At 51.6% G+C, this 25,811-nt stretch carries 19 protein-coding genes; 12 read left to right on the top strand and 7 right to left on the bottom strand.

Annotated features, from left to right (window positions below; genetic code table 11):
* The first annotated feature begins 1 nt into the window (after window position 1).
* A complete protein-coding gene (gene trmB / locus ACFE8Q_RS11715) occupies window positions 2-664 on the top strand; it encodes a tRNA (guanosine(46)-N7)-methyltransferase TrmB (RefSeq protein ID WP_375445578.1) in 663 nt (220 codons plus the stop codon).
* A gap of 54 nt (window positions 665-718) precedes the next feature.
* On the opposite strand, the gene gap is transcribed toward trmB, so the two are convergent.
* A complete protein-coding gene (gap, locus tag ACFE8Q_RS11710; RefSeq protein WP_375445577.1) occupies window positions 719-1,714 on the bottom strand; it encodes a type I glyceraldehyde-3-phosphate dehydrogenase in 996 nt (331 codons plus the stop codon).
* A gap of 1,072 nt (window positions 1,715-2,786) precedes the next feature.
* Between gap and ACFE8Q_RS11705 the strand changes: the two genes are divergently transcribed.
* The 3 genes from ACFE8Q_RS11705 to ACFE8Q_RS11695 all read left to right on the top strand — a co-directional run bounded on the left by ACFE8Q_RS11705 (window position 2,787) and on the right by ACFE8Q_RS11695 (window position 5,359).
* Window positions 2,787-3,614: a 2,3,4,5-tetrahydropyridine-2,6-dicarboxylate N-succinyltransferase gene (locus tag ACFE8Q_RS11705; protein ID WP_375445576.1), complete on the top strand. Its 828-nt coding sequence runs from the start codon at window positions 2,787-2,789 to the stop codon at window positions 3,612-3,614.
* Window positions 3,615-3,756: 142 nt separating this feature from the next.
* Window positions 3,757-4,155: a helix-turn-helix transcriptional regulator gene (locus tag ACFE8Q_RS11700; RefSeq protein ID WP_375445575.1), complete on the top strand. Its 399-nt coding sequence runs from the start codon at window positions 3,757-3,759 to the stop codon at window positions 4,153-4,155.
* Between the two features lie 109 nt (window positions 4,156-4,264).
* Window positions 4,265-5,359, top strand: coding sequence for a YncE family protein (locus ACFE8Q_RS11695; RefSeq protein WP_375445574.1), 1,095 nt, complete (start codon window positions 4,265-4,267; stop codon window positions 5,357-5,359).
* Window positions 5,360-5,605: 246 nt separating this feature from the next.
* Here the strand turns inward: ACFE8Q_RS11695 and ACFE8Q_RS11690 are convergent, their stop codons facing one another.
* The 6 genes from ACFE8Q_RS11690 to ligA all read right to left on the bottom strand — a co-directional run bounded on the left by ACFE8Q_RS11690 (window position 5,606) and on the right by ligA (window position 14,168).
* Window positions 5,606-7,084, bottom strand: coding sequence for a tetratricopeptide repeat protein (locus ACFE8Q_RS11690; RefSeq protein ID WP_375445573.1), 1,479 nt, complete (start codon window positions 7,082-7,084; stop codon window positions 5,606-5,608).
* A gap of 159 nt (window positions 7,085-7,243) precedes the next feature.
* The gene (gyrA, locus tag ACFE8Q_RS11685) at window positions 7,244-9,781 is read right to left on the bottom strand and encodes a DNA gyrase subunit A (protein ID WP_375445572.1); all 2,538 of its coding nucleotides are present in this window, start codon (window positions 9,779-9,781) and stop codon (window positions 7,244-7,246) included.
* Window positions 9,782-10,131: 350 nt separating this feature from the next.
* Window positions 10,132-10,581: an RES family NAD+ phosphorylase gene (locus ACFE8Q_RS11680; protein WP_375445571.1), complete on the bottom strand. Its 450-nt coding sequence runs from the start codon at window positions 10,579-10,581 to the stop codon at window positions 10,132-10,134.
* 3 nt (window positions 10,582-10,584) lie between these two features.
* Window positions 10,585-10,968, bottom strand: coding sequence for an antitoxin Xre/MbcA/ParS toxin-binding domain-containing protein (locus tag ACFE8Q_RS11675; RefSeq protein WP_375445570.1), 384 nt, complete (start codon window positions 10,966-10,968; stop codon window positions 10,585-10,587).
* Window positions 10,969-11,043: 75 nt separating this feature from the next.
* Window positions 11,044-11,940 (bottom strand): 4-hydroxy-tetrahydrodipicolinate synthase, encoded by an 897-nt coding sequence (gene dapA, locus ACFE8Q_RS11670; protein ID WP_375445569.1) that lies wholly within the window; start codon window positions 11,938-11,940, stop codon window positions 11,044-11,046.
* Between the two features lie 155 nt (window positions 11,941-12,095).
* Window positions 12,096-14,168 carry an NAD-dependent DNA ligase LigA gene (gene ligA, locus ACFE8Q_RS11665; protein ID WP_375445568.1) on the bottom strand — a complete coding sequence of 691 codons (2,073 nt, stop codon included), beginning with the start codon at window positions 14,166-14,168 and terminating at the stop codon, window positions 12,096-12,098.
* 169 nt (window positions 14,169-14,337) lie between these two features.
* On the opposite strand from ligA, the gene rpe reads away from it, so the two are divergent.
* The 8 genes from rpe (at window position 14,338) to ACFE8Q_RS11625 (ending at window position 25,773) form a co-directional block, all read left to right on the top strand.
* Window positions 14,338-15,009 carry a ribulose-phosphate 3-epimerase gene (gene rpe / locus ACFE8Q_RS11660; protein WP_375445567.1) on the top strand — a complete coding sequence of 224 codons (672 nt, stop codon included), beginning with the start codon at window positions 14,338-14,340 and terminating at the stop codon, window positions 15,007-15,009.
* A gap of 67 nt (window positions 15,010-15,076) precedes the next feature.
* Window positions 15,077-16,507: an alpha-amylase family glycosyl hydrolase gene (locus ACFE8Q_RS11655; RefSeq protein WP_375445566.1), complete on the top strand. Its 1,431-nt coding sequence runs from the start codon at window positions 15,077-15,079 to the stop codon at window positions 16,505-16,507.
* 17 nt (window positions 16,508-16,524) lie between these two features.
* On the top strand, window positions 16,525-18,621 hold the full coding sequence (locus tag ACFE8Q_RS11650; RefSeq protein WP_375445565.1) for an OmpA family protein: 2,097 nt from the start codon (window positions 16,525-16,527) through the stop codon (window positions 18,619-18,621).
* A 62-nt stretch (window positions 18,622-18,683) separates the two neighbouring features.
* Window positions 18,684-20,477, top strand: coding sequence for a glycosyltransferase family 39 protein (locus tag ACFE8Q_RS11645; RefSeq protein ID WP_375445564.1), 1,794 nt, complete (start codon window positions 18,684-18,686; stop codon window positions 20,475-20,477).
* 12 nt (window positions 20,478-20,489) lie between these two features.
* A complete protein-coding gene (locus tag ACFE8Q_RS11640) occupies window positions 20,490-22,256 on the top strand; it encodes a hypothetical protein (RefSeq protein ID WP_375445563.1) in 1,767 nt (588 codons plus the stop codon).
* A 13-nt stretch (window positions 22,257-22,269) separates the two neighbouring features.
* The gene (locus tag ACFE8Q_RS11635; RefSeq protein ID WP_375445562.1) at window positions 22,270-23,436 is read left to right on the top strand and encodes an acyltransferase family protein; all 1,167 of its coding nucleotides are present in this window, start codon (window positions 22,270-22,272) and stop codon (window positions 23,434-23,436) included.
* A gap of 133 nt (window positions 23,437-23,569) precedes the next feature.
* The gene (locus ACFE8Q_RS11630) at window positions 23,570-24,331 is read left to right on the top strand and encodes a glycosyltransferase family 2 protein (protein ID WP_375445561.1); all 762 of its coding nucleotides are present in this window, start codon (window positions 23,570-23,572) and stop codon (window positions 24,329-24,331) included.
* A gap of 50 nt (window positions 24,332-24,381) precedes the next feature.
* On the top strand, window positions 24,382-25,773 hold the full coding sequence (locus tag ACFE8Q_RS11625) for a protoporphyrinogen/coproporphyrinogen oxidase (protein WP_375445560.1): 1,392 nt from the start codon (window positions 24,382-24,384) through the stop codon (window positions 25,771-25,773).
* Window positions 25,774-25,811 lie beyond the last annotated feature (38 nt).

The raw sequence follows: 25,811 nt of genomic DNA, 5'->3' as shown, positions 1-25,811 counted from the left end.
CATGGCAAGACGCCGGAAAATGTACCGTTTTGAGCAAAATCGCGAAGCCGATAATGTCATCGAACGGGGGAAGCCCATTTATTCGACCATCAAAGGGCATTGGCTCAGTGATTATTTCAAGAACACGAACCCAATTGTGCTTGAGCTAGGCTGTGGCAAAGGAGAATATACAGTGGGACTAGCCCAGGCGTATCCTGAGCGAAATTTTATTGGGATTGATATAAAAGGGGATCGTATTGCGCGAGGGTCTCAGGCAGCTCTTGATGCAAACCTGGCCAACGTTGCGTTTCTGCGTACCGATGTTCAGTACCTGCTTGAGTTCTTTGGTGAGCATGAAGTAGACGAAATATGGATCACGTTTCCTGACCCCCAGCCTCGCGACAAGCAGGAAAAGCATCGCCTTACTTACGCATCATTTCTGGCTCTCTACCGGTCTATTCTGAAACCAGACGGATTGCTGCACCTCAAAACAGATCATTCTCCCTTCTTCGAGTATAGCTTAAGTACTCTTCCCCAGAATGGATTTATTATACTAGCCTCGACGACTGATCTTTATCAATCTGCTCTGAATGACATTCACCTTGGCATCAAGACAAAATATGAAGGGATGTTCTTTGCGAAGGGCTTTTCGATCAACTACCTGCAAAGTCAAAAAGCGGGCTAAGTAAAGAAGTTATCTCTTTACCCAGCCCGCTTTTTGGGAGTTATTCTGGAATGCTTAGTTAAATAACCGCTCCATAAGATCGGCTACCCGACTAGAATACCCGTACTCATTGTCGTACCAACCAACGACCTTAGCAAAGTTTCCCATTGATGTGGTCAGCTTTGAGTCGAATACGCAGGAGTGAGGGTTACCAATAATATCTACTGATACCAGTTCATCGGTAGCAAATTCCAGAATGCCTTTCATCGTTGTTTCCGATGCCTGTTTCATGACCGCGTTGATTTCTTCAGCGGTAGCCTCACGTTTCAGGATAACTGACAGATCGGTGATAGAGCCGTCTGGTGTAGGAACACGCATGGCGTTTCCATCAAGTTTTCCTTTCAGATGAGGTAATACTAAACCAACCGCTTTAGCAGCGCCCGTTGATGTCGGAACGATTGATAAAGCAGCGGCCCGTGCCCGACGAAGGTCGGAGTGAGGGGCATCATGCAGGTTTTGGTCAGCCGTGTAGGCGTGAATGGTTGTCATAAAGCCTTTTTCGATACCGAAGTTATCGTCAAGTACTTTAGCCATTGGAGCCAGACAGTTCGTTGTGCAGGATGCGTTTGAGATAATTGTCTCGCTGCCCGTTAGTGTGTTGTCGTTTACACCTAGTACGACTGTTGGAATATTGCCTTTAGCCGGTGCTGAGATAACTACTTTTTTGGCTCCCGCCTGTAGATGCTGACCTGCGCCCGCCTCATCGACAAACCGTCCTGTTGACTCAAGAACGACGTCTACGCCGAGGCTTTTCCAGGGTAATAATTTAGGATCACGTTCCGCATAAGCATTAATCCGCTTACCGTTTACTGTGATGCTGTCTGCATCTGCGCTTACTTGTCCGGGGAAACGACCATGAACAGAATCATATTTTAGCAGATGTGCTAGTGTGGCATTATCAGTGAGGTCGTTTATTGCAACAATCTCAATGTTTTCCTTTTCCAATAATCGACGGAACGATAGACGGCCAATGCGTCCAAATCCATTGATAGCTACTTTAATGGTTGCCATTCGTTATGCAAACAGGTTTGGTTAACAGCCCAAATATAGGGGAGGTACATGACATTGACAGATATTTAGCAAAAAGACTTGATTTTAGCAAATATATTAGTACAGCAGTAGTATAATAGCAACAGAATTTAGCAAAAACGACTATTTACTAATAAATTTACCCTAAACAAGCTAATTATTTCGCTAAATTTTAGCTGATTAACTATAAATAATAGTAATAATTGACATTTGCTAATAAATTTACTATTGAATTGCTAATATTACTAATGCCTTTGTTGCTAACTTGATCTGCTAAGATCGTATTGCCCCTGTCTGTTTAGAACTATAGATACTTTTAGATTACTATTCATTAATACTGCTAACAAAATAAGGATATCATGATAAGGGCCTTTAATAAAAGGGTGGCATAACAATACAAAAAAAGTAAAGAAATCACCCAGTTATCAACTTAGCTAGTTTGGGCTTATTTAGATGAACATTCGTTCCGTTTATGGGAAAATGGAATACACCATAGGACAAATGTCCATCTGAGCAGCCTACGAAATGATTAAACCCTACTTACACATTTATTGAAAGCATATTTGACTTCCAAAGTTAAATACCAACGTAAATAAGTGAATCATAGAATTACTCTTACCTAATTGTCTAACACCTATTATCACTTACGCCAGTTCCAGGTTATACACGTCAACCAAAATTCCAGAAAGACAGAGCAAGACCAACACATATACAGCATATCGATTAACTATAATGACTCCTCATATATATGTAAACATATAGCCCCAACTACAGGTCCAGATGAGATGCATACCCGTAACCAGAGTTAGCTTCGTAATTAAGTGAGGGCTTTTAAGAGGTTCATATGGTAAAGACAAAGTATACAAATCGAATGCCCTTATATTTACAACCGAATCCAAACCTACTGATTGCGCATCTCTAATAGATTTGACTTTGATTAGTAGGTCCTCAATTTTTATGACAAAATATTATTTGCTCATTCAAAATTGATTCAACTTAAATACGCTGTTTATCAGTCAGTTAACACCACATTAATGAAGTATTACTTTCTATTATGAGTAACAAAATAACACAAATTCTTGAGGCTTGGACAGATCGTTCTTTATTATCCAACCCCACTTACAAAGCCATTGTTGACAATGTAATACAGGAATTGAACGATGGGAAAATTCGTGTAGCTGAGCCAGTAGATGGCAAGGAAGGAGAGGAATGGCAGGTTAACGAGTGGGTCAAGAAAGCGATACTCCTCTACTTCATCAGTCAGACCATGAAACCGGAAGAGGTCGGTATCTTTTCCTACAACGATAAAATTCCGCTAAAATCTGACTTCGCGGAAAAAGGCGTACGGGTTGTTCCTCCGGCCACGGTACGCCACGGGGCCTACCTGGCACCGGGTGCCATTCTCATGCCCTCATACGTTAATATTGGAGCTTATGTTGGTGAGCGTACCATGATTGATACCTGGGCTACGGTAGGCAGTTGCGCACAGATAGGAAACGACGTTCACCTAAGTGGAGGCGTCGGAATAGGAGGGGTACTCGAGCCGCCACAGGCAGCCCCGGTAATCATTGGAGATGGTGCCTTTATTGGGTCGCGGTGCATTGTTGTAGAAGGCGCCCGCATCGGGAGCAGGGCCGTTCTGGGTGCTGGTGTTACCATCACCGGGTCATCTAAAGTGATAGACGTCACTGGCGAAAAACCAGTTGAATACAAAGGATTCGTACCAGCTAACTCCGTTGTCATTCCAGGCAGTTATACAAAAGAGTTTCCAGCCGGAAGCTTCCAGGTACCCTGCGCCCTAATCATTGGTCAGCGTAAGGCGTCAACAGATTTGAAAACGTCGCTCAACGAAGCACTACGCGAAAACAACGTAGCTGTTTAACTTTGTCAATCTCCATTCTACAAGAGTGAGCGTAGCCCGTATTACAAATGTAATGCGGGCTATTTAATTGCCTACTCATTGACAATTGTATATAGACACCTTATATTTACAAAAGTAATTTACATATAGCAACTTCATACAAATGTCAATCAATGACAAAATTAAACAGGTCTTGACAATCAAGAACTTATCGCCTTCCTACCTGGCTGACGATATTGGCGTTCAACGCTCCAGTATTTCCCATATACTTTCTGGCCGCAACAGGCCTAGCCTGGATATCATTCAGAAAATTGTGCGACGCTTTCCTGAATTTACATATGAGTGGTTTCTGGAATCCGATATACAATTATCAACAGATGAGGCACCACCTCATGACCCTCCGAAATCACCTCTTCCATCCGACACTGCCCCTCAGGCGATGTCAACCAATCAAGGAAACGAAACGATCATTCCAAAACAAACTGGCACAACAAAACAGGTTATTGATCGTATCTTAATCTTTTATACCGATGGGACGTTCCGGGAATATACGCCAGCCTGACGGGACGTACCTGAACAGGTGGTTGGCGGGTATTATCCCGATCCAATCACTAACATATAATCGCTGAAGCTTTATTGATGGGTATCTTTATCCACTTATTCATTATTTCATGTATCAGCATCGTCCATTACGTTTATCGCTTCTTGGTTTAACGCTTCTGTTTTTTTCAGAAGCCTGCACCATCACAGAACCTCTGCGGACCGAACCATATGAGCATGGTGTCATTGTGCTCGAAGCAGGACAGTCCGGTAAAGGGAACGCATCAGTAAGCTTTATTTCATCTGATAGGGGATCAGTAAACAGCATCTTTACAACTACCAACGATCGGCCTCTTGGCGATCTTCTTCGATCCTATACTGAAATTGATGGTAAAGGGTACCTGCTCGTTAGCAATAGCGATAAAGTGGAAGTAGTTGAAAACAGTACCTTCCGTAGCATTGCGCTGGTTGATAAAAATGTTGAGCAGTGCCGATATATGGTTGCGGCACCTCCACAGAGTGGCTTTTACCTCAAAGGATATGTCAGCTACTGGGGAGGTAAAACGATGGCCCCAGGTATAGCAATCGTTAACTTGGCGGATCGAAAGGTAATTAATCATATTTCGGTTGGCCCGGGACCAGAACAGATGGTCGTTGTTGGCGACCAATTGTTCGTGGCTAACTCAGGTGGTCCTGATAATGGAAACACCGTTTCTGTCATCAATACAATAACAGACCAGGTCGTAACGACTATTCCGGTAGGGGACGTACCGACTTCTGTTATCTATGACCCTACAGCAGGACTTGTCAATGTACTTTGCAGCGGAAAGCCAAGCCGGCTTACCGCCGGAGGCACGACCACCGCTGAACTGGCCCGTATCAATCCGGTAACCCGGCAAGTAGTCGGCCACGTCAGTATTGGTGGTCATCCAGTAGCTGGCAACCCAACCAACCTGGTTTTTAACGCTACCAGCCAAACGTTCTATTTCCTGCTAAAAGGAGCCGTTTACTCGTTTCCGGCTGGCGCCACATCAATTCCAGTGGATAAACCCTTACTGAATCAATCGTTCACCGGGCTTGGCGTTGATCCATCTACCGGGATTATTTACGGTGGTTACTCGCGCGACTCAACGAGTAAAGGCGTCGTGAGGCGCTTTCAGCCAACAGGTCTCCGCATCGATTCTGTTGCCGTGGGCTACGTACCCAATGGCTTTTACTTTAAGTAGAGGGTGTGTATAAATCGTCGGGCAAGCTTACTTAACGTCTAGCTTTATTCGACTAAAAAACGCGCTATATGATCCATATAGCGCGTTTTTTAGTTAACTCACTCTCTAGTAATACATTAACGTTTCACGTGGATATGTTGTTGATAAGACGTGAATAACGTCCTTCTGTTTAGTTGTATAATTTATATTATGTTAAGTAAAAACCGACAAAAAGAAGGGAAGCCGTTTTAGCCTCCCTTCAACTCTTTATTTACCTGGATCTACACAGGCTACTTTCTTGTCTTCAAACTGCTTCAAGATACCTTCCAGTTGTTCCAGCGTACTGTTCAACGTTGCGTCGTCTGCCTTCACTGATTTAGCTTTCTGGAAAAAAGGCAATGCCTGTTTGAACTTACCACACACACGGCCTTCCACTTCTTTACCACTCTTTGTGTATTCAGCCATGCTCATGTTATCAACCTCGCTCTTCATCTCCACAGCGTCGTTAAATATACCGACACCCGTGTTGAAATTGGCTTCGAAGTTGTTGGCGTCTGCAGTCAGCGCTTTCTGATAGTAGTCACGGGCAATAGCCTTCGTATCATTCGCTTTCTTGCTCAGCTCAGTTGCTTTAGCCTGTAAAGCAGTGCCATCGACTCCTTTAGCGGCTTCTGCTTTAACCTGCTGATCAAGTTCGGCCATCTTCGTTTTCTGCTCAGCTATCTTGGTCTGAACGTCCGTCAGTTGACGCTTCAGTTCAGCACTCTTTGGCTGTTTCTTTATAGCAGCCGTTAACCGAACAACCTCACTCATATAGGTATCCATAAGTGCTTTTTCGTCGGCTAGCTTCTTGGTCAGCTTGCCTCCTTTCTTTGCCTCGTCAGCAGCTTTTTTTGCATCGGCCGAAAACTGCTGCGCACTGTTATCATACATGATACCGAGGTTCACCGCCGATTGGGCATCGTTCGGGTTTTTCTCGTACAATTCCTTCATGCCATTGATCGCCTCGTCCATCCGGCCCGACGATTGCAGGATGCTCACCCGCGTTGTGCCCAGGTCCCGGTTGGTCGGGAAGATTTTCATGGCCCGATCCAGCGTAGCCAGGGCCTTGTCTACTTCTTTATCGCTGTTGTACATCTGCGCCAGGCTAGCCCAGATCGTTACATCACGACCACCATTCTCCGCATATTTTTCAAACTGCTGTTTGGTCTTCGTCATGTACTCGGCGCGGTTGGCCCCCTCTCCTTTCGCCGACATAGCCTGCTGGGCACTGATCCCGGCATACATCGGTGCAGTGGTATCCTTGGCATTGATGTTGGCAGCCAATGACATAGCCGTATACGCCGCATCGTAGCTCTTGGCCTGATACCGCCGTATGCCCTGATTCATCATAGCCGAATAAAGCATCTGCCCTGACAAGGCGTCGTTGATTTCCTTGGTCATTTTGCCGTTTGGCTCTACCTCCAGGGCTTTTTTGTAGGAATCATAGGCGACCATCGCTGCATTTGAGTCGAGCGCCGATGCTTTCGTATCATTAGCCAACGCCTCATAAATCTGCGCCCGGCTTACCCATGTCTTGGCTTTAGTAGCCAGTTTAGGGTCATTGACGTTATTATCAATTTCGGTTTTGGCTTTGTCCAAAGCACCCTGTTCTTTGAAAAGAAGGGCTTTATTTTGGGCCATTGCAGACACGGATAAGAGTGTCGCTGCCGATACGGCCATCATGGTTTTCACGGAATGTGTCATGGAGTGTGCCATCGTTTGATGTGCCATGTAGTCTAATACTAAGTTTTGTTCAACAATACGGCGAAAATACACATTTCACCCGGCATTTTGACATAAAAAAGAGCCTCCGGTTTAACACGGAGGCTCGTTGCAATAAATTATTAACTGGCTCTCAGGCAATTATTCAGCCGCCTCGGGAGTTGGATCGTCGCTTACAACAACTTCAGCGGATTCGTCGGCCACGTCTGTTTCATCACGTAAAACGGTCATTACCGATGAGATAGCATCACCTTCACGTAGTTTAATGATCCGTACGCCCTGCGTATTCCGGCCAATAACGTTAATGGCATTAACCGGTGTACGCAACAGGATACCTGACCGGTTGATGACCATCAGATCGTCTTCATCAGATGCCTGAAGGATACCAACCAGCGCACCTACTTTTTCCGTAATCTTCAACGTACCTACCCCTTTGGCACCCCGGTTTGTCACCCGGTATTCATCAATGGGCGACCGTTTACCATATCCATTTTCCGAAATAACCAGCAGTTGCGCATCCGGTCGGCCGATACAAACCATGCCGATCACCCGATCGTCTTCTACCTCATCATCAAGTGTAATGCCTTTAACACCGGCTGCTGTACGACCCATCGGACGTACCCGGGTTTCGTGAAAACGAACCGCTTTACCAGCGCGCGAGGCAATCACCAGGTCATTATCACCGTTTGTCATGACCACGTCCAGCAGGCGATCGCTTTCGTCAATGGTGATGGCGATAATACCGGTCCGGCGAACGTTTGAGTAGGCTTCCAGCAAGGTCTTTTTAATCGTTCCCTGCTCGGTACACATCACAATGAAATTATTCTTGATGTAGTCGGGGTCATCCAGGTTCTTCACGTTGATTACCGCCCGTACCTTATCGTCGCTGTCGATCTGAATGTAGTTTGGTAGCGGTTTTCCCTTGGCGTCACGGGCACCCTCCTGAATCTTGTAAACCGGCAACCAGTACATCCGCCCCTTCTGGGTGAAGATGAGCAACGTATTGTGCATAGTGGCTGAGTACAGGAATTCAGTGAAGTCGCCGTCTTTCGACGATGCCCCCTTCGATCCTTTTGTACCCCTCCCCTGCTGACGATACTCGGTCAACGCCGTCCGCTTGATGTAGCCTTCGTGCGAGATGGTAATGATCATCTCTTCATCATCGATCAACGACAGGTCATCCAGGTCACCATCGCCCAGGGCGTTGATCTGGGTACGTCGTGGATCGCCAAACCGGGCCCGCAGATCGGCCAGTTCATCTTTGATGATCTGCTTCTTCCGCTCGTCTCTGGCCAGTATGTCGTTATAGTCGGCGATGTCACGCATCAACTCGTCGTACTCCGCCTGAATCTTGGCCCGTTCCAGACCGGTCAGGCGCTGGAGACGCATTTCCAGAATGGCTTTCGCCTGAATTTCTGACAAGGCGAACTTCTCCATCAGGCCATTCTTGGCCACCTCAGCATCTTTCGACGAACGAATCAGTTCGATCACCGCGTCGATGTTATCCAGGGCGATGAGCAGGCCCAACAGAATGTGCGCCCGCTTTTCGGCTTCACGCAGTTCGTACTGGGTACGTCGGGTAATCACCTCATAGCGATGCTCTACGTAATAGCGCATCATGTCTTTGAGGTTCAGAATCATAGGGCGCCCTTTCACCAGCGCCACATTGTTGATACTGAACGATGATTGGAGCGCCGTATGCTTATACAGGTTGTTCAACACCACGCTGGCATTGGCATCCCGCTTGATATCGTACACTACGCGCATCCCATCCCGATCCGATTCATCGCGGAACGCCGAAATACCTTCGATCTTCTTCTCATTGATGAGATCGGCCGTTTTTTCGAGCATCACCGACTTATTGACCATGTACGGAATCTCCGTAACGATAATCTGCGTTTTGCCCCGGTTTTCTTCGATCGTGGCGTTAGCCCGGATCACCACCCGGCCGCGCCCTGTATGAAACGCGGAATGCACACCACTCATGCCGAAGATCGTACCTCCCGTCGGGAAGTCAGGTGCCACGACAAACCTGATCAGTTCATCAATGGTAATGTCGGGGTTATCCAGAAAGGCCGTGATACCATCCACTACCTCCGTAAGGTTGTGAGGAGCCATGTTGGTAGCCATCCCAACGGCAATACCCGACGAGCCGTTGAGCAGCAGGTTAGGCAGCTTGGCTGGCATGACGGTTGGCTCTTCCAGCGAATCATCAAAGTTGGGTTGGAAATCAACCGTTTCCTTGTAGATATCACCGAGCATTTCGTCGGCAATCCGTTTCAGGCGGGCTTCTGTATAACGCATCGCCGCTGGTGAGTCCCCATCGACGGAGCCGAAGTTTCCCTGGCCATCCACCATCGGGTAGCGCAACGACCAGTCCTGGGCCATACGCACCATGGTATCATACACCGATGAGTCGCCGTGTGGGTGGTATTTACCCAGCACTTCGCCCACGATACGGGCCGATTTCTTATGCGGTTTATTGTAGTTTACACCCAGTTCGGCCATGCCAAACAATACGCGGCGGTGAACGGGTTTGAGGCCATCACGCACATCGGGCAAGGCCCGCGAGATGATAACCGACATCGAATAATCGATGTATGCCCCACGCATTTCATCCTCAATATTAATGGGGACAATGTTGCTGGGATTCTCCATTTCGGGAGTCTGTTCTGCCATAAACGGAAGGGGGAATTTCGCGAAAATTTGCAATTTCTGCCCGTACCGTTTCACACGGAAGGGCTATAGACAAATATACAAAATTTTCACCAGAAGAGAAAATAAAGCCTTGAATCGCCCGTCTGGAGGCTTATATCTCCTATCTACAGGCTTCACTGGCCAGGTACGTTCCAGGTACGTTCGCCTTCGTGGAACACCTCTATATTCTTACTGAAATACAATTATCCGCTATCTAAAACATGCCTTGAAATATAGACGCTGCCACGCACCAGTTTAGGGTTGGTGATGAGCCCATTAGCCGCAAACGAACCGCCCATCGAGGCAGCATTCACCGGCTACATCACCGCTAGCTAGCTTTTCAAACGGGGATCAAATGTAAAGGCTTCGGTGCGCAGTAACTGTATGGCAGCAAAAGAAGGATGAGCCGGGTTGAGTAAGTAATTCCACTCCTGCGGCACCACGGCCGACGGCACTTTCAACACAGGGGCAGCTCCCCGGAGCAACCATAATTCGCCCCGTTGCTGACAGATATCATAGTTCTGATAATCAGCCCAGTCAGTGGGCAGATCGGCCAGGGTAATCGTATCAACCGGTAAGGCGTTAGGTACGTCGATAACCATGACCCGGAATAATTCCTGCAGGCCTTCACCACTCCGGTGAACAACGTTTTCCAGACAGGCCAGTGCGCGGCTACCAGCCGTGTAAATAACGAAACGACCCCGGCTATTCCAACGGGCTGCTCCGCCCGACGCCACCAACCGATCCGTATAGATGGCGCGGGTAATTCGATATACCTCCACCCGTTAAGCCAGATCGCCGTAGTCGATCCGAATGAGCTCATCCATGATCAGATCGATTCCTCCGGAGGTATGGAGTAGCGCAAACGGCACTTGACCACCCAGCCCGAAAGCCGGTTTGTCCATCCAGCGACGAAAGGCCTCGGCCGACCCGAATACGTCGGTGCCCCGGCTGAAGAGTGCCTGAATTTTTAGTACTTTCTCGCTATCCTGCGGGTTCAGATTCCGGTGTTCACGTTCGTACCGTTGAAACGTTTTCAACGACGTATCGAACACCTCGGCAACCTGCTCGCGCCGGTACCCGGTCTGATCGGCCACCTCGAAGAAAAGCAGGGCCGGTACTCCCCGCAGGGCGGCTAACACTAATCGGTTACGATCCTGAACTGCCATGTGCTGTTTATTTACCAAAAACCAATATAGACATTTGTCTGGCAAACAAAGAATTTTGTCTATTTGTTCAGTTGACTAAGCTACTAATTCCAGCAGGTGATCCTGCTGAAGAACGGCCTTCATTCGCTCACCCAGGTCATCTGATGCTTTCATTAGTGGCAGACGAACATCAGAGCCCATCAGGCCGATCAATTCCATGATTTTCTTCACACCCACCGGGTTACCTTCTTCGTAGAGCAACGGATCAATGCGCAGGAAGTGGCTGAGCTCACGGCTGGCAGTTCGGAAATCACCTTGCAGTGCCGCGTCGATCAGGCCACAGAAACGGGCGGGAAACGCGTTGGCAATCACCGACATAACCCCTACCCCACCGATGCTGATGATGGGAACGCCCTGCACATCATCACCGGAGATGAGCAGAAAATCGTCCGGTTTGTCGCGGGCAATTTCCATGCACTGTTCAATGACGCAGGAAGCTTCTTTTACGCCAATGATATTCGGGTGCTGAGCCAGTTCAACAATCGTTTCGGCCGACATGTTAATGCCGGTGCGGAACGGAATGTTGTACAGGATAACGGGGACCGGGCTGGCGTCGGCAACGCGCGTAAAATGTTCGATTACGCCCCGTTTTCCAGGCTTATTGTAATAAGGGCAAACCGACAGAATAGCATCGACGCCCTGAAAATCAATATCCTTCATGCCGCTTACGACATCGGCGGTCACGTTTCCGCCAACGCCAAACACGATGGGCAGGTTACGCGGATTGTTTTCGTTTACGTACTGAAGCAACTGCTGCTTCTCGGCTTTTGTCACGGTCGGCGATTCGCCCGTGGTGCCCTGGAGCACGATATACCGCACACCTCCTTCTGAGATGTGATTGATAACCCGGCCAAAACCATCGAAGTCGATGGAATGGTCCGTATTGAAAGGTGTTACGATGGCAACACCCACACCGTGAAACTGTGTGTGCATGAGCAGAGAAAGGTCATATTGGCCCTTACAAAGGTACGAGTTAAGTATTACAAGTGTCAGGTTTCAGACTTCAGGTTTCCAGTGGCGTTGTTGACTCACCATTTAGTTGATTGGCAGTGTCACTCGAAACCTGAAACATGAAACATGACACTTGCTCATTCTCCCAGCATCGCCATGAACTCGTCTTCGCTGAGCTGGGTAACATTCAGTTGCTGCGCTTTCTGCACTTTAGACGGCCCCGCGTTTTCACCCACGATCAGGTAGTTTAGTTTTTTGGAAACACCGCTCAACAACCGTCCGCCGTTGGCGGCAATCCGTTCTTCGAGCGTCTCCCGGCTGAAATTGGCGAACGTACCTGTGTAAAGGAACGTCTTCCCCGCCAGCGACTCACTCTCCTGGGCGACTTCTTTTTTCTCCGAAACAAACGTCAGCCCGGCCGCCCGGAGCCGATCGATATAGCGCCGGTTTTCGTCGTCCTGACACCACAGGTACGCACTTTCGGCAATGCGCGGCCCCACGTCGGGTACACCCGCCAGTATGTCGAGCGGGGCCGCCATCAGCGCATCCATCGAGCCGAAATAATCGACCAGCCGGTCGGCCGTTGTTCGACCAACGTACCTGATACCCAGCGCAAACAACACGTTGGCAAACGGCTGCGACTTTGACCGCTCAATGGCCGTCAAAATATTATCAACGGTTTTCTGACCGAACTTCACCGTCCGGGCTTTACCCGGCTCTTCCGTTCCGTCTTCATGCACGATCGGACTGGCCGGATACGTCTTCTGAAGCCCCAGCAGCTTGTCGTTCGTCAACTCATATAAATCGGCGGGACTGTCTACGAGGCCCTGATCGATCAGCAATTCGATCTTGCCTTCGCCCAGGCTTTCGATATTCATGGCCCGGCGCTGAATGAAATGCTCGAAACGAGCCTGCCGTTGCGGCGGGCAATGTTTCTCGTTGGTGCAATAGAAGTGCGCCTCTTTCTCGCGACGGACCAGCTCAGTGCCACAGGCCGGGCAGTGCGTGGGGTAATCGACGGGGCGCACCAACTCAGACCGTTTGCTAAGATCTACGCCGGTTATTTTCGGAATAATTTCGCCGCCCTTCTCCACGAAAACCGTATCGCCCAGCATCACACCAAGCCGGGCAATCTCATTGGCGTTATGCAACGACGCCCGTTTTACCACCGTTCCGGCCAGCAACACCGGCGACAGGTGAGCTACCGGCGTAACCGCGCCCGTACGCCCCACCTGGTAGCTCACGCTGTTGAGCGTGGTTGCCGCCGCTACCGTTTTGTATTTATAGGCAATCGCCCAGCGCGGACTCTTGGCCGTGTAACCCAGTTCGCGCTGCTGATCGTAGCGGTTTACTTTGATCACAATGCCGTCGGTGTTGAGCGGCAGGGTAAAGCGTTTTGTCTCCCAGGTGGCGATATAAGCCAGTACAGCGGCTAAATCGGCACATTTCGCCCAGGTTGGCGACACGTTGAACCCCCAGTCGGCCATCTTCTGCAAACTTTCTTCATGCGTGGCAAACACCGATTCGTCCGCCAGAAACGAGTAGAGGTAACAATCCAGCCGCCGTTTGGCTACTGCCGACGAATCCTGTTGTTTGAACGTACCTGAGGCCGCATTGCGCGGATTGGCCAGCAACGGTTCGCCAATATCTTCGCGCTCTTTGTTGATCCGCTCAAACTCCGCCAGGGGCAGAAAACCCTCACCCCGTACCTCGAACAGGGCAGGAAGCGGATCGGCGGTGATGCGCAGGGGCACCGTCCGAATGGTACGGATATTGTTAGTAATATCATCGCCGCGAACCCCATCGCCACGGGTAGCTCCCTGCACCAAGAGGCCGTTCTCGTAGGTCATGCTAAGGGCTACCCCGTCGAATTTTTGTTCGCAGATATACTCGAATGCCTCCCCGTTGAGCCCTTTTCGTACCCGGGCGTCAAACTCGGTCAGGTCGGCTTCTGAATATGTATTCCCGAGCGAAAGCATGGGAAAACGGTGATAAACCGTCGTAAATTCCTTGCTGATCGTACCGCCAACCCGCAACGTGGGAGAATCGGGTAGGGTCAGATCAGGATATTGCTTTTCTAATGACTGGAGTTCGGCCAGTAACTTATCGAATGTAAAGTCATCCACAACCGACTGGCTATGTTGATAATACTGATCGTTGTAGTAATTGAGTTGGGTCGTCAACTCCTGGATACGGTCTTGTGGAGACATGGATAAAGAGGCAATAGCGGCCGGTCGATGGCCGTTTAGACAGGACAGATTCTGGACGGCACGAAGATGGCGGAGTTTCGGCATTCAGGCAAAAAAAAGGTAGTTTTACAAGCTTAGCTTTACAGTCCGCAGGCTTTCGCCGTTTAATAAGCTTGCTCACGCGTTTACCATGACCGATTTACTACTGGCTCCGTCTATCCTGGCCGCCGATTTTGCCAATTTACAACGAGATGTCGAACTGATTAACCGCAGTGAGGCCGACTGGTTTCATATTGATGTAATGGACGGTGTTTTTGTCCCCAACATCTCGTTTGGCTTTCCCGTCATGGAAGCCGTTCGCCGCCACACCACCAAACCCCTCGACGTCCATTTAATGATTGTGCAGCCTGAGCGCTATGTGGATGCGTTTGCCAAAGCGGGAGCTGCCGCCATTACGGTGCACTACGAAGCCTCCACGCACCTGCACCGCACGCTCACCCAGATTCGGGAAGCGGGTTGCCGGGCGGGTGTAGCTCTCAACATGCAAACCCCCGTCGACGTGCTCGCCGACTTGACCGATGCCTTTGATCAGGTACTGATTATGACCATTAATCCGGGCTTTGGCGGACAAAAACTGTTACCGCTGTCGATTCCTAAAGTCCAAAAGATGCGCCGACTGCTGGCCGGGGCAGGCAGTCCGGCACTAATTGGCGTGGATGGTGGCGTTGATCTGAATACCATTGGGGCTGTGCTGGCGGCGGGTGCTCACTACGCCGTTGCTGGCACGGCTGTCTTTGGCGCCGACGATCCGCTGCTCGCCATCCGGCAATTAAAACAACGCCCCACTCCTACCGTCGCCTGACTCCCCGCAGATAACTGAGGATCAGGCATTTCGCCCAACAGGACCCACCGTACTGAAACCGACATCTATGAAACGCACTTTTATTCACCTGGCCCTGCTCGTACTGACGTTGAGTGTCGGGGGATGTAGAACCAGTTCCGAGCAGACCGAAACCCAGGCCGGCTCATTATCTGTTACAACAAAACTCGATTCCACCGCCCAGGCAAGCCCAACCGTACCCGCTCCTGAGTGGACGAAAAACGCAACGATCTACGAAGTGAATGTCCGGCAGTTTTCGGCGAAAGGTGATCTGGCCGGTGTGGAAGCCCAGTTGCCCCGCCTTAAAGAGCTAGGCGTTGATATTGTCTGGCTAATGCCTATTTATCCTATTGGCATACAAAAGAAAAAAGGTACATTGGGTAGCCCCTATTCGGTGGCCGACTACAAGGCGGTCAACCCGGAATACGGCACGTTTGAAGACCTGAAGAAACTCGTGCAGCGGGCGCACGATCTGGGCATGCGCGTTATCCTCGACTACGTACCCAACCATACCGCCTGGGATCATCCCTGGGTGAAACAACACCCGGACTGGTATACGCTCGCCGGTGGCAAAATGACATCGCCGCTGGACGAGAAAGGTAAACCAACGGGCTGGGACGATGTAGTGGATTTGAATTACAACAACCCTGACCTGCGGGCGGCCATGATCGATGCAATGACCTTCTGGGTACGTGAAGCCGACATTGATGGCTACCGGATGGATGTGGCCGGCCTTGTGCCCGATGATTTCTGGCAGGAAGTCCGCCCAACGCTCGACAAGATAAAGCCCGTGTTTATGCTCGCCGAATCGGAGGGTGATCCATCTCAGTTCCGCTCCTGCTTCAACATGAATTACGGCTGGGCTATGCACGCGTTGTTGAAGAACATTGCCAAAGGAAAAGCCAACGCCAGAGCCATCGACTCGCTATTGGCCCTTCGCCGGAAAGAATATCCACGATGGGCCTACCAGATGCAGTTTACCCAGAACCACGACGAAAATACGTGGAACGGCACCCTGAGCGAATCATTTGGAGCCGGGGCCAAAGCCTTCGTAGCGCTGACCAGCACCTTCAACGGCATGCCGCTGGTGTATAACGGCATGGAATCAGGACTGAACAGGCGATTACCGTTCTTTGAGAAAGACCCCATCAACTGGGGAACGTATGCCGACGCTACGTTCTATAAATCGTTGCTCACGCTGAAACACCGCAACCGGGCGCTGTGGAACGGCGAAGCCGGTGGCGACCTGGTAAAAATTCCGACCGGACGCGATGAGCAGGTATACGCCTTCTACCGGCAACGGGACAATGACCGGGTCACCGTTGTCATTAACCTTAGTAATCAGGTGCAGAGCATTCGGCTGGGTGGCGATGGCTACGCAGGCCTGTATACCGATGTCTTCGAGCATAAGCCAATGGAATTAAAAACGGGGATGACCATGACACTCAAACCCTGGGAGTACCACGTTATGACCAATTAATCGTTCTTCATCAACCTATGTTTCCGCTTCAGCCTCACTCTATTTCCCACTTTCGGATCAGCCCCCGGTGGCTACTATACGTCTCGCTGGCCCTTCCCCTGGCTGGCCGCAGCCAGGCCATACAATGGGCAGACCGGGTGGTGAGCGTATCCTCTGAAGGACGGGGCGAAGGCGGTGGTAAACAGATGAAAGCGTCGCAGGCGCTCGGTGCACCAAGCGTCTTACTGCCGGTAAAGAGTACACCCTGCGCCTGGGCCCCCGCCAACGTGGATGGAAATACGGAAGAGTCAATTACCGTTGCCATGGCGCGACCGCAGGCCATCCGGCAGGTGCTGGTGGCCGAATGGACCAATCCGGGAGCGATTGTGCGGGTGATCGTGTATGATACCAAACAGCAGGAGCACGTTGTCTTTTCAGAGAAGCAGGCAGCCAGCCGAGCCAGCGATAAAACCATCGATCCGCTGCTCCGCATTATTTTACCCGACAGTTCGCTGGTTGGCCAGCAGGTAAAAGTGGTCTTGAACCCCAGCCGCACAAAGGGCATCAACCAGATCGACGCCATCGGGATCACAACCGCCGATAAACCCGTAACGCTGGCAGTGACTGTAGCGCCAAACACGCCCAACACGCTGGAAAAAGAGAACCTCGGCACAAACATCAACTCGCCCGGTCAGGAAGTTGCCCCGGTTATTTCGCCCGATGGCAGAACGATCTACTTTACCAGGACTCACAAAGGCAACATCGGTAATGCTAAAACGCAGGATGTCTGGTACGCAACCCTTAATACTGATCGGAGTTGGAGTGAAGCCAAAAACATTGGCGCACCCATCAACAATGCGGATAACAATGCAATCAGTGGCATTTCGCCCGATGGCAAAACGATCTACCTCCTCAACGTCTATAAGCCAGATGGCAGTCTGAACTTCGGCGTCTCGAAATCGACCTTTTCAAAAGGCGGGTGGACGTTTCCACGGGAATGTAAAATTACCAATAACTATACCCGGCAACCGACCGAAACGAGTAACCACGAAATCACACCGCCCCAGATGGAAATAACCGTCGCGCCCGACGGACTGACCATGTTGCTGGCAGTACAACGAAGCGAAACTGAGGGCGATCGGGATCTGTACGTTTCTTTCCGAACACCTGACCTCAGTTGGAGCGAACCCAAATCGCTGGGGGCCGTAGTGAACACGGCAGCCGAAGAAAGTGCCCCGTTTCTGGCCGTTGATAACCGAACGCTCTATTTTACGTCGGAAGGACATCCCGGTTTTGGCAACGGCGATATTTTTGTTACCCACCGCCTCGATGACAGTTGGGCCAACTGGTCGCCTCCTGAGAACCTTGGCCCGGCGGTCAATACCCCCGAATGGGATGGCTATTTCACCATTCCGGCTTCCGGCGATTACGCTTACCTGAGCTCCCGGGCCAATTCGCTGGGCGAAGACGATATTTTCCGGTTGAAACTGTATCCCGCCATTCGGCCCGAACCGGTAGCCATCATTTCGGGGCAGGTGCTGGATGCCATCAGCAAAAAGCCCGTATCGACCGAAGTGGTCTCTGGCCTGCTGGATACGGACAAAGAATTCAGTAAAGTGGAATATGACCCCGAAACGGGTGAATATAAAATGGTACTGCCCACCCAGAAAGCGTACAAACTGTCGGCCCGGAAGGATGGCTATTTCCCCATGACTGAAACGCTGGACCTGAGCCGTGATAAACGATTCCGCGACATCCGCCGGAACCTGTATATCATGCCCATTCAGCCGGGGGCCAAAGTGGTGCTGCGCGGCGTCCTCTTTAAACAGAGCGAAGCAGACCTGCTGCCGGGCTCAGAAGCCGAACTGGATCAACTGACAACCCTGCTGGCGCAGTACCCAGCCATGACTATCCTGGTAGAAGGCCATACCGACAACCAGGGGGAATGGAACCTGAACATGAAACTGGCCGAAGACCGGGTGCAGCGGGTAAAGCAATACCTGATAACCAAAGGCGTAACCGAAAACCGCATTCAAACCAAAGCCTGGGGGCCCAGCAAACCCATCGCCAGTAACGAATCGGAAGAGAAGCGACGGCTCAACCGGCGGGTAGAATTCACGATCCTGACTTTGTAAGTTAGCGGGGTGTTGGCTTACTTTGTAGCCACCCCCCCATTGCCTGCGGGCTAGTTTATCCCATGAATGTTCGCCAAACCGGCTCTAGTTTCGCTTCCCGACAAGCGCTGATCACCCTTTCCCTGATTCTACTGGTCGCGTTTGGGCTGCGTATCTATAAACTGGACGCCCACGGTATTTTCCTCGACGAGAAGTTCACGCTCGTCTGCACCCAGGGCGTTGTGCAGGAAGGCTCTAACCAGAAAGACGTTTTCTTCACCCCCGGCAAAACGTATTTTACCCCCGCCGAATTCTGGAAACCCAAAACCCTGGCCGATTATAACGAGGCCATTATCCGCAGTGATATCAGCAACAGCCCGGCCTATACCGGACTACTGGCCCTGTGGATCGAGGTCTTCGGCATCGGCGATTATTCGACCCGGTTCCTGTCGGTGATCTTCAGTATGGGCGTGATCATATTAACGTACCTGCTTGCCGTTCGCTACACGGGCTCCGAGCGGGTGGGACTGTTTAGCGCCGCCCTGGCCGCTACCGAGCCTTTCTTCGTGGCCTACGCCCACGTGGCCCGCAGCTACAGCATGACCATCTTCGTGTCCCTGCTGTCGACGTACCTGTTCCTGCTTATCCTGGAACGGCGGCAAACCAACAAACACCCCTGGGGCCTCTACATCGCCTATGGCCTTACCTACGCCATGACCATTCTGGGGCATAGCCTGGGCGCGATGGTCTTTGTGGCCCACGGCCTGTACCTGCTCTTCTATATCCGCGACATCCGAACGTACCTGGGTCTGGGCCTGACCTGGCTTATTGCCACCGTTACGTTGCTTGTTCCCTGGTTCACCATTGGCGGCGGCAAGTACATTTTCATGACCATGGCCTATCAGGCCCAGTTTTACCGGAACCTGGCCTACAGCAGCCCCGGCAACAACGGTTTTGGTTATATGCTGCCCGGCACGATTCCAAATATTCTGAAGATGGCGCTGCCCGTTTTCGCCGACCTCTTCTGGCTCACCAACGGCCTGACGCTGGATGCGCTGGGTAAACGAAACACCGTAGTCGGCCTATTTGTCGGCTTACTGGCCCTGGCAATTGTCTGGCGCTATCGACGGTCGGTTAGCGTACCCGCCTGGGTGTCGGCGGCGATTCCGGTGCTACTGAGCAGCGTGTTACTGATTGCCACCATCAAAACGGGGCAGCAGGTAGTGCTGGCGGCTGTACCGCTGTTTGGGTACGTTCTCTACCGGGCAATGACCCATTACAGTCAACCCGGCCAGCGGCAGTTTGCGGTGCTGCTCACTATGCTGCTCATCACGCCAACGCTGTTCCTGCTGATCATGGCCTTTAAGAACGACCATACGTACGGCATCACGCAACGGTATACGAGCTTTTCGTTTCCGTATGCGCTGATTCTGCTGGGTATGATGCTCGATCAACTGTTGCGTATGCCCCGCTTTCTGGCGGTGACCCTCGGCGTTGTGGTGCTCGTGCAGGGCTATTACATTTTGGCCCTCGACCAACGGATTCTCGACGATGTTGCCGTAAAGTATACCCAGTTCGGCGTACCCCGAATCCGGAATCCGTATATGACGGCGGCCGAATCGATTAAAACGCAGTATGCGCCCGGCGATACGGTACTGTATCCTGCCATACGGCTTCACCCCGCCGATGAAATTGAGAAGACCTACTGGCCATTTTCCATCAAAGATGCCCAGATGACGAACCTGTATTTACCCAAAAAAGCCACGTATTACCAACGCATGGACACCACCCAGTCGGACCGGATTTGGCTGGTAAAGGGGAAAACAGGCCAACGGGTGCTTATCTTTGATTTTAAAGGCCAGACGTACCGCTACTAGAGGCCGCAGCACATGTCGTTTACGCAACACCGTCAACCCATACAGCCCATCGTACCAGACCCGGCCGCAACAGGCAGGCCTTCGGTCTGGCCGGGTTGGCTCTATGCGCTGGTTTTCACGGCCCTGCCGATTGGGGCGGTGAGTTGGGCCTGGGCTAACCTGGCGGTGAACGTACCCAAGTGGGATGATCATGCGCTGAAAGGCTTTTTGATCGCGCTGGAACACGAAACATCCCCGCTGGGCTGGTTCCGGCAGGTGGTGAAGCAGCATAATGAACACCGGATTGCCTATGACCGGCTGCTTACCTGGGCCGATTATACCCTGTTTGGCAAGCTTAGCTTCAAACGGCTGATGATCTACGGGGACCTGAGCCTGCTGGCACTCGTGGTGCTGTTCGGCGCGTTTCTGCGCCGCTACGTCCGGCCGTGGTACCTCTTCCTGCCCCCCGTCGCCCTGTTTATCGTTAGTCTGGCGCAATGGGAAAATCTGTACTGGGCGCTTTCTTCCATCCAGAATTTTTCGATCGTTGGCTGGTCGATAGCCTGCCTGTACCTGCTGGCGCATCACCACCGGATTGGGTGGGCCATTACCCTGGCCATGATCGCCACGCTGGTGAGCGGCAACGGCTTTTTGGTCTGGCCTATCGGCCTGGTGTTGCTGCTGGCGCAGCACCGGACAAAGGAATTGATTCCCTGGTGCGTTGCTGCCGTACTCCTGATTGCACTCTACTTCGGCGATTATGTCCAGCCCACCACACACCCCCAAACCCGTGGCAGCCTACTTGAACTGGCGGGCGGATGCCTGGCTTTTCTGGGGGCTGCAGTCGAGGCACTACCTACAAACAAACCGTACCCGTTCAGTATCGTGCTGGGTGGAGGTTTACTGGCCTGCTGGGGCGTCATCTTTCTCCAAGCGCTGGCCCGTTCCCGCCAAAAAATAGCCTGGACCCCGTTGCAGGCATTCGGCCTTGGTGCACTGGCCTTTCTGCTGGGCACAGCCGTGGTGGTGGTGTGGGGCCGGTATGGCTACGGACACGACATGCTGCTGACGAGTCGGTACAGAATCTACTCCCTAACACTGTTAGCTTTAACGTACACCTACTGTATATCAGCCTATTACCAAACATATGCAGTTCCCTTTAGATCAGGCTGGTTTTTAGCGTTAATCGGGCTCGCTGTCGGTGGTATATTCTGGTGGAGTGCTTTCCGCTTTAACGCGCATGAGAGCATTGCCCTGCGCCGGATGCTGCTGACCAACATGCAGTATAACTGGACCTACACGACGAATAGTCCACTCTCGACGATCGACGATACGACCCGTCGCCTCATCGACAATGCACCTGCTTTCTACGACGCTCAGGTACCCGCTTTTTTTATCGGTACCCAGGCGCCACCCGTTCCGGTCGACACCCTCTTTAAACGCAACAACGCCTACGTCATTCGGCTCAGTGCACAGGTGGCTGGTGGTGATGTTCCGTCGCTCACCCGGCCCGACGCCGGTCTGAACGTGCTGCTGCGGTCGGCCAAACGTACCTACCTGTATGGAGCCCTGCCCGCCCCCCGCCGGCACTGGCGCGTGCTGGTCAATCTTCTGCCCTTGTACGCCACCGACCAGCCCATCGAACTGGTCATTCCCGACAACGAGCTGGAGGTAGGCACGTATCAGGTCGCCATCGTTCACTACAAGGCCAACCAGCCCGCTGGCATCATTCAACCAACCAGCCAGTTGCTGACGGTTTCCCCGCACCGGCTGGCTACTGGTCCTGCCAAAAACTGGTAGACCGACTAACGCTATGATCCCTACTACCAAATCAGCGACACGCCCCGTACTTAATCACCTCATTCAGTTAGACGGGGTGCGTTTTCTGGCCGTAGGCCTGGTCCTGATCGACCACTGGACTGCCGAACGGCTGCCACCGGCGCTGACCCTGCCCCTCGGCTCGCTGGGGGTCACCATCTTTTTCGTGCTCAGCGGCTTTCTGATCTCGCGCATTCTACTGTCGGGAAAAGACAAATTACCCCTGCCTAAAACAAGTCATCTGGGCAGTTACCTGAAGACCTTCTATATCCGGCGGACACTGCGCATTTTCCCCATTTATTACCTGACGCTGTTTGTTCTGTATCTGCTCAATGAGCCGCCCGTCCGCCGCACCATTGGCTGGCTGGCCCTCTACGCCAGTAACCTGTACATTGCCCGTTACGCTACCTGGATGGGCACCGTCGATCACCTTTGGTCGCTGGCCGTCGAAGAGCAGGTCTACCTGTTTATGCCCATGCTCCTCTTTCTGTTACCACGTACCTGGGTGATGCCCACCGCCCTGCTTATGCTGCTTGGTAGCGTGAGCCTGCGGTATGGGCTACTGCTACATGGCGATCCCTGGTTCATTGGGTACGTGTCCATGCCTACCTGCCTGGATGCCTTCGGGCTGGGGCTGGCCATGGCCTGGCTATGGCTCTACCAACGCGCCCGGTTCGAGGCCCTCTTCAGTTCATCCATTGGGCTTCTTGGCAGCATTGCCGCCCTGGGGCTGGTCGTCTGGGCCGCCAAGTCATACGCCGCCCAGCACCCACTCATCGACCATAATTCCTTTAACGTATACACCCATGTGTGGGAACGGCTGGCCGCTTCGTTTATCGGGTTCTTCCTGATTGGGAAAGCCATTGTCGGCTTTAAAGGCCCCATGAAAACGCTGCTCGAACACCCGGTCAGCCAGTACATGGGGCAAATCAGCTACGGCCTGTATTTGTACCATAACTTTATCTACAACGCCTATCACACGCCGCAAACGCACATTGTGCTGCGTGTGTGGCGAAAACTAACGAGTTGGGTTTCATTTCTGGATACCTCCTTTGCCTTCCAGTTTATCTATTTGCTGGCAATCACCATTGGCCTGGCTACCCTGTCGTGGTTCCTGATCGAGAAGCCAATCAACAAATTGAAAGATCGATTTGCGTATTAAGGCAGGCCACTCCCTAACCAGCAGGGCCACTAAGGCGAGTGGGCCAAACAAATACCTATCTTTGTGTTGTTAACTGCTAAGAGACCCTTATACGCTGTTTCCATCATTCAGCTCCATTGACCAACTAAACTTCATGAGCGTATTATTATCGATTGTCATGCCGGCCTACAACGAAGAAGCCTGTATCGAAGACGTTGTAAACCTGTGGACAAACCTGTTAGACCAGCAGTTCCCAACGGAAACCACCCGGCTGATTGTCGTTAATGATGGATCTAAGGATAAAACCGGCGCCATTCTGGACCGGATCAAGCCAAATTACCCCAAACTCATTGTCGTGCACCAACCCAACGGTGGCCACGGAAACGCCGTCGTCAACGCCTACCGGCAGGCAACAGCCATCGACTCCGACTACGTGTTCCAGACCGATAGCGATGACCAGTTTGTGACCGATGATTTCATGAAACTGTGGGCTAAACGGCACGAATCGCCGTTTATTCTCGGCTGTCGTGAAGTTCGGTACGATGCCCTCGCCCGCCTGATCATCACCCGTATTCTACGACTGAGCATCTTTCTGATCTACGGAACGTATATCAAAGACAGCAATATTCCATTCCGGCTCATCCGCGGCAGCTTCCTCAAGCGCCTGCTGGCTCAACTGCCAACGCCAACGCCGTTTGCCCCCAATATTTTCCTGGCCGTCATGGCCCGTAAAGCCGGCAACGACCTCTTCAATATTCCCATTACTCACAAAGAGCGGCTGACGGGCACGGTATCCATCCTGAAGTGGAAGTTATTGAAAGTATGTATTCAAAGCTTTAAAGAGTTAGCCCGGTTCCGCCTCGAATTGAGCGGTAAAGTGGCTGCTTTGCGCAAACCAGAACCCGTTTTGCACTAGGTTAACACAACGACTTTTCCGTTGTCGATTTGTTTCATTTACTCTCTCAAATGCACACTAAATACGTAATAATCGGCTCTGGACCAACAGGTTTAGGTGCCGCTTACAGACTCAACGAACTGGGCGTCACTGACTTTGTCGTCCTCGAAAAAGAAAACCGGATCGGAGGCTTGTCGAAAAGCTTCGTCGATGAAAAAGGCTTCACCTGGGATGTGGGCGGCCACGTGCAGTTTTCGCACTACAAATACTTCGACGACCTGATGCTCAAAGCATTGGGCGAAGATGGCTGGCTTAAACACCAGCGCGAATCCTGGGTCTGGATCGAGAACCGGTTTGTTCCCTATCCATTCCAGAACAACATCAAGTACCTGACCACCGATACGATGTGGAAATGCCTGGAAGGGATTATCCATGTCTACAAGAATCCCACCAACAACAAGCCGAAAAACTTCCGCGAGTGGATTCTGCAAACCTTCGGACCAGGCCTCGCCGAAACGTTTATGTTCCCGTATAATTTTAAGGTATGGGCCTACCCAACCGAAGAAATGAACGCCGTATGGGTGGGTGAACGCGTAGCCGTGACCGACCTCGGCCGGGTAACGAAAAACATCCTGTTCGATCAGGACGATTTCTCCTGGGGGCCAAACAGTACCTTCCAGTTCCCCAAGCATGGCGGAACGGGCGGCATCTGGGAATCGGTCGGTAACCTGGTGGGTCGCGACAAGATCAAGCTGAATGCTACGGTCGAAAAGGTAGTTGGCCCTGAAAAGAAGATCGTACTGGCCAGCGGCGAGACGATCACCTACGATCACCTGCTGAGCACCGTTCCGCTCGATATCTTTACCCGGAAGATAGAAGGGCTTGATGCACAGATCGTTGAAACGGCGCAGGGTCTGAAACACTCCTCTACCAACGTGGTGGGCATCGGCCTGAAGGGCAAGCCGAAGAAAAGCCTGGAGACGATGTGCTGGATGTACTTCCCGGAATCGAACAGTCCCTATTACCGGGTGACGGTTTTCTCGAATTATAGTCCTAATAACGTACCTGATTCGGAGCAGTTCTGGTCGCTGATGACAGAGACGAGCGAATCATCGGCTAAGCCAGTGAACCGCGAAACGCTGATCGCCGATACCATCAAGGCGCTGATCGAAGATCAACTGATCGAATCGGCCGACGACGTGGTGTCGACGTTCCACAAAGCATTCGACTACGGTTACCCGACTCCTTCGGTGGAGCGTGACGGCATTCTGAAGGCCGTGCTTCCCGCTCTGGAGCCGTTCGGCATCAAGTCGCGGGGCCGGTTTGGCGCCTGGAAATACGAGGTTAGTAACCAGGATCACTCATTGATGCAGGGTGTTGAATGGGCTAACCGGGTTGTAAACGACGTACCTGAACTAACGCTTTTCTTCCCCGAAACGGCAAACGCCATGTGGGGTAAATAAGAGATAGCCGCGTTTTGAGTTTTCCGGTTATTGACCAA

Origin of the sequence: uncultured Fibrella sp., assembly GCF_964250085.1 — a bacterium.
Taxonomy (GTDB): domain Bacteria; phylum Bacteroidota; class Bacteroidia; order Cytophagales; family Spirosomataceae; genus Fibrella.
This window is presented reverse-complemented; position numbering and strand designations above follow the sequence as displayed.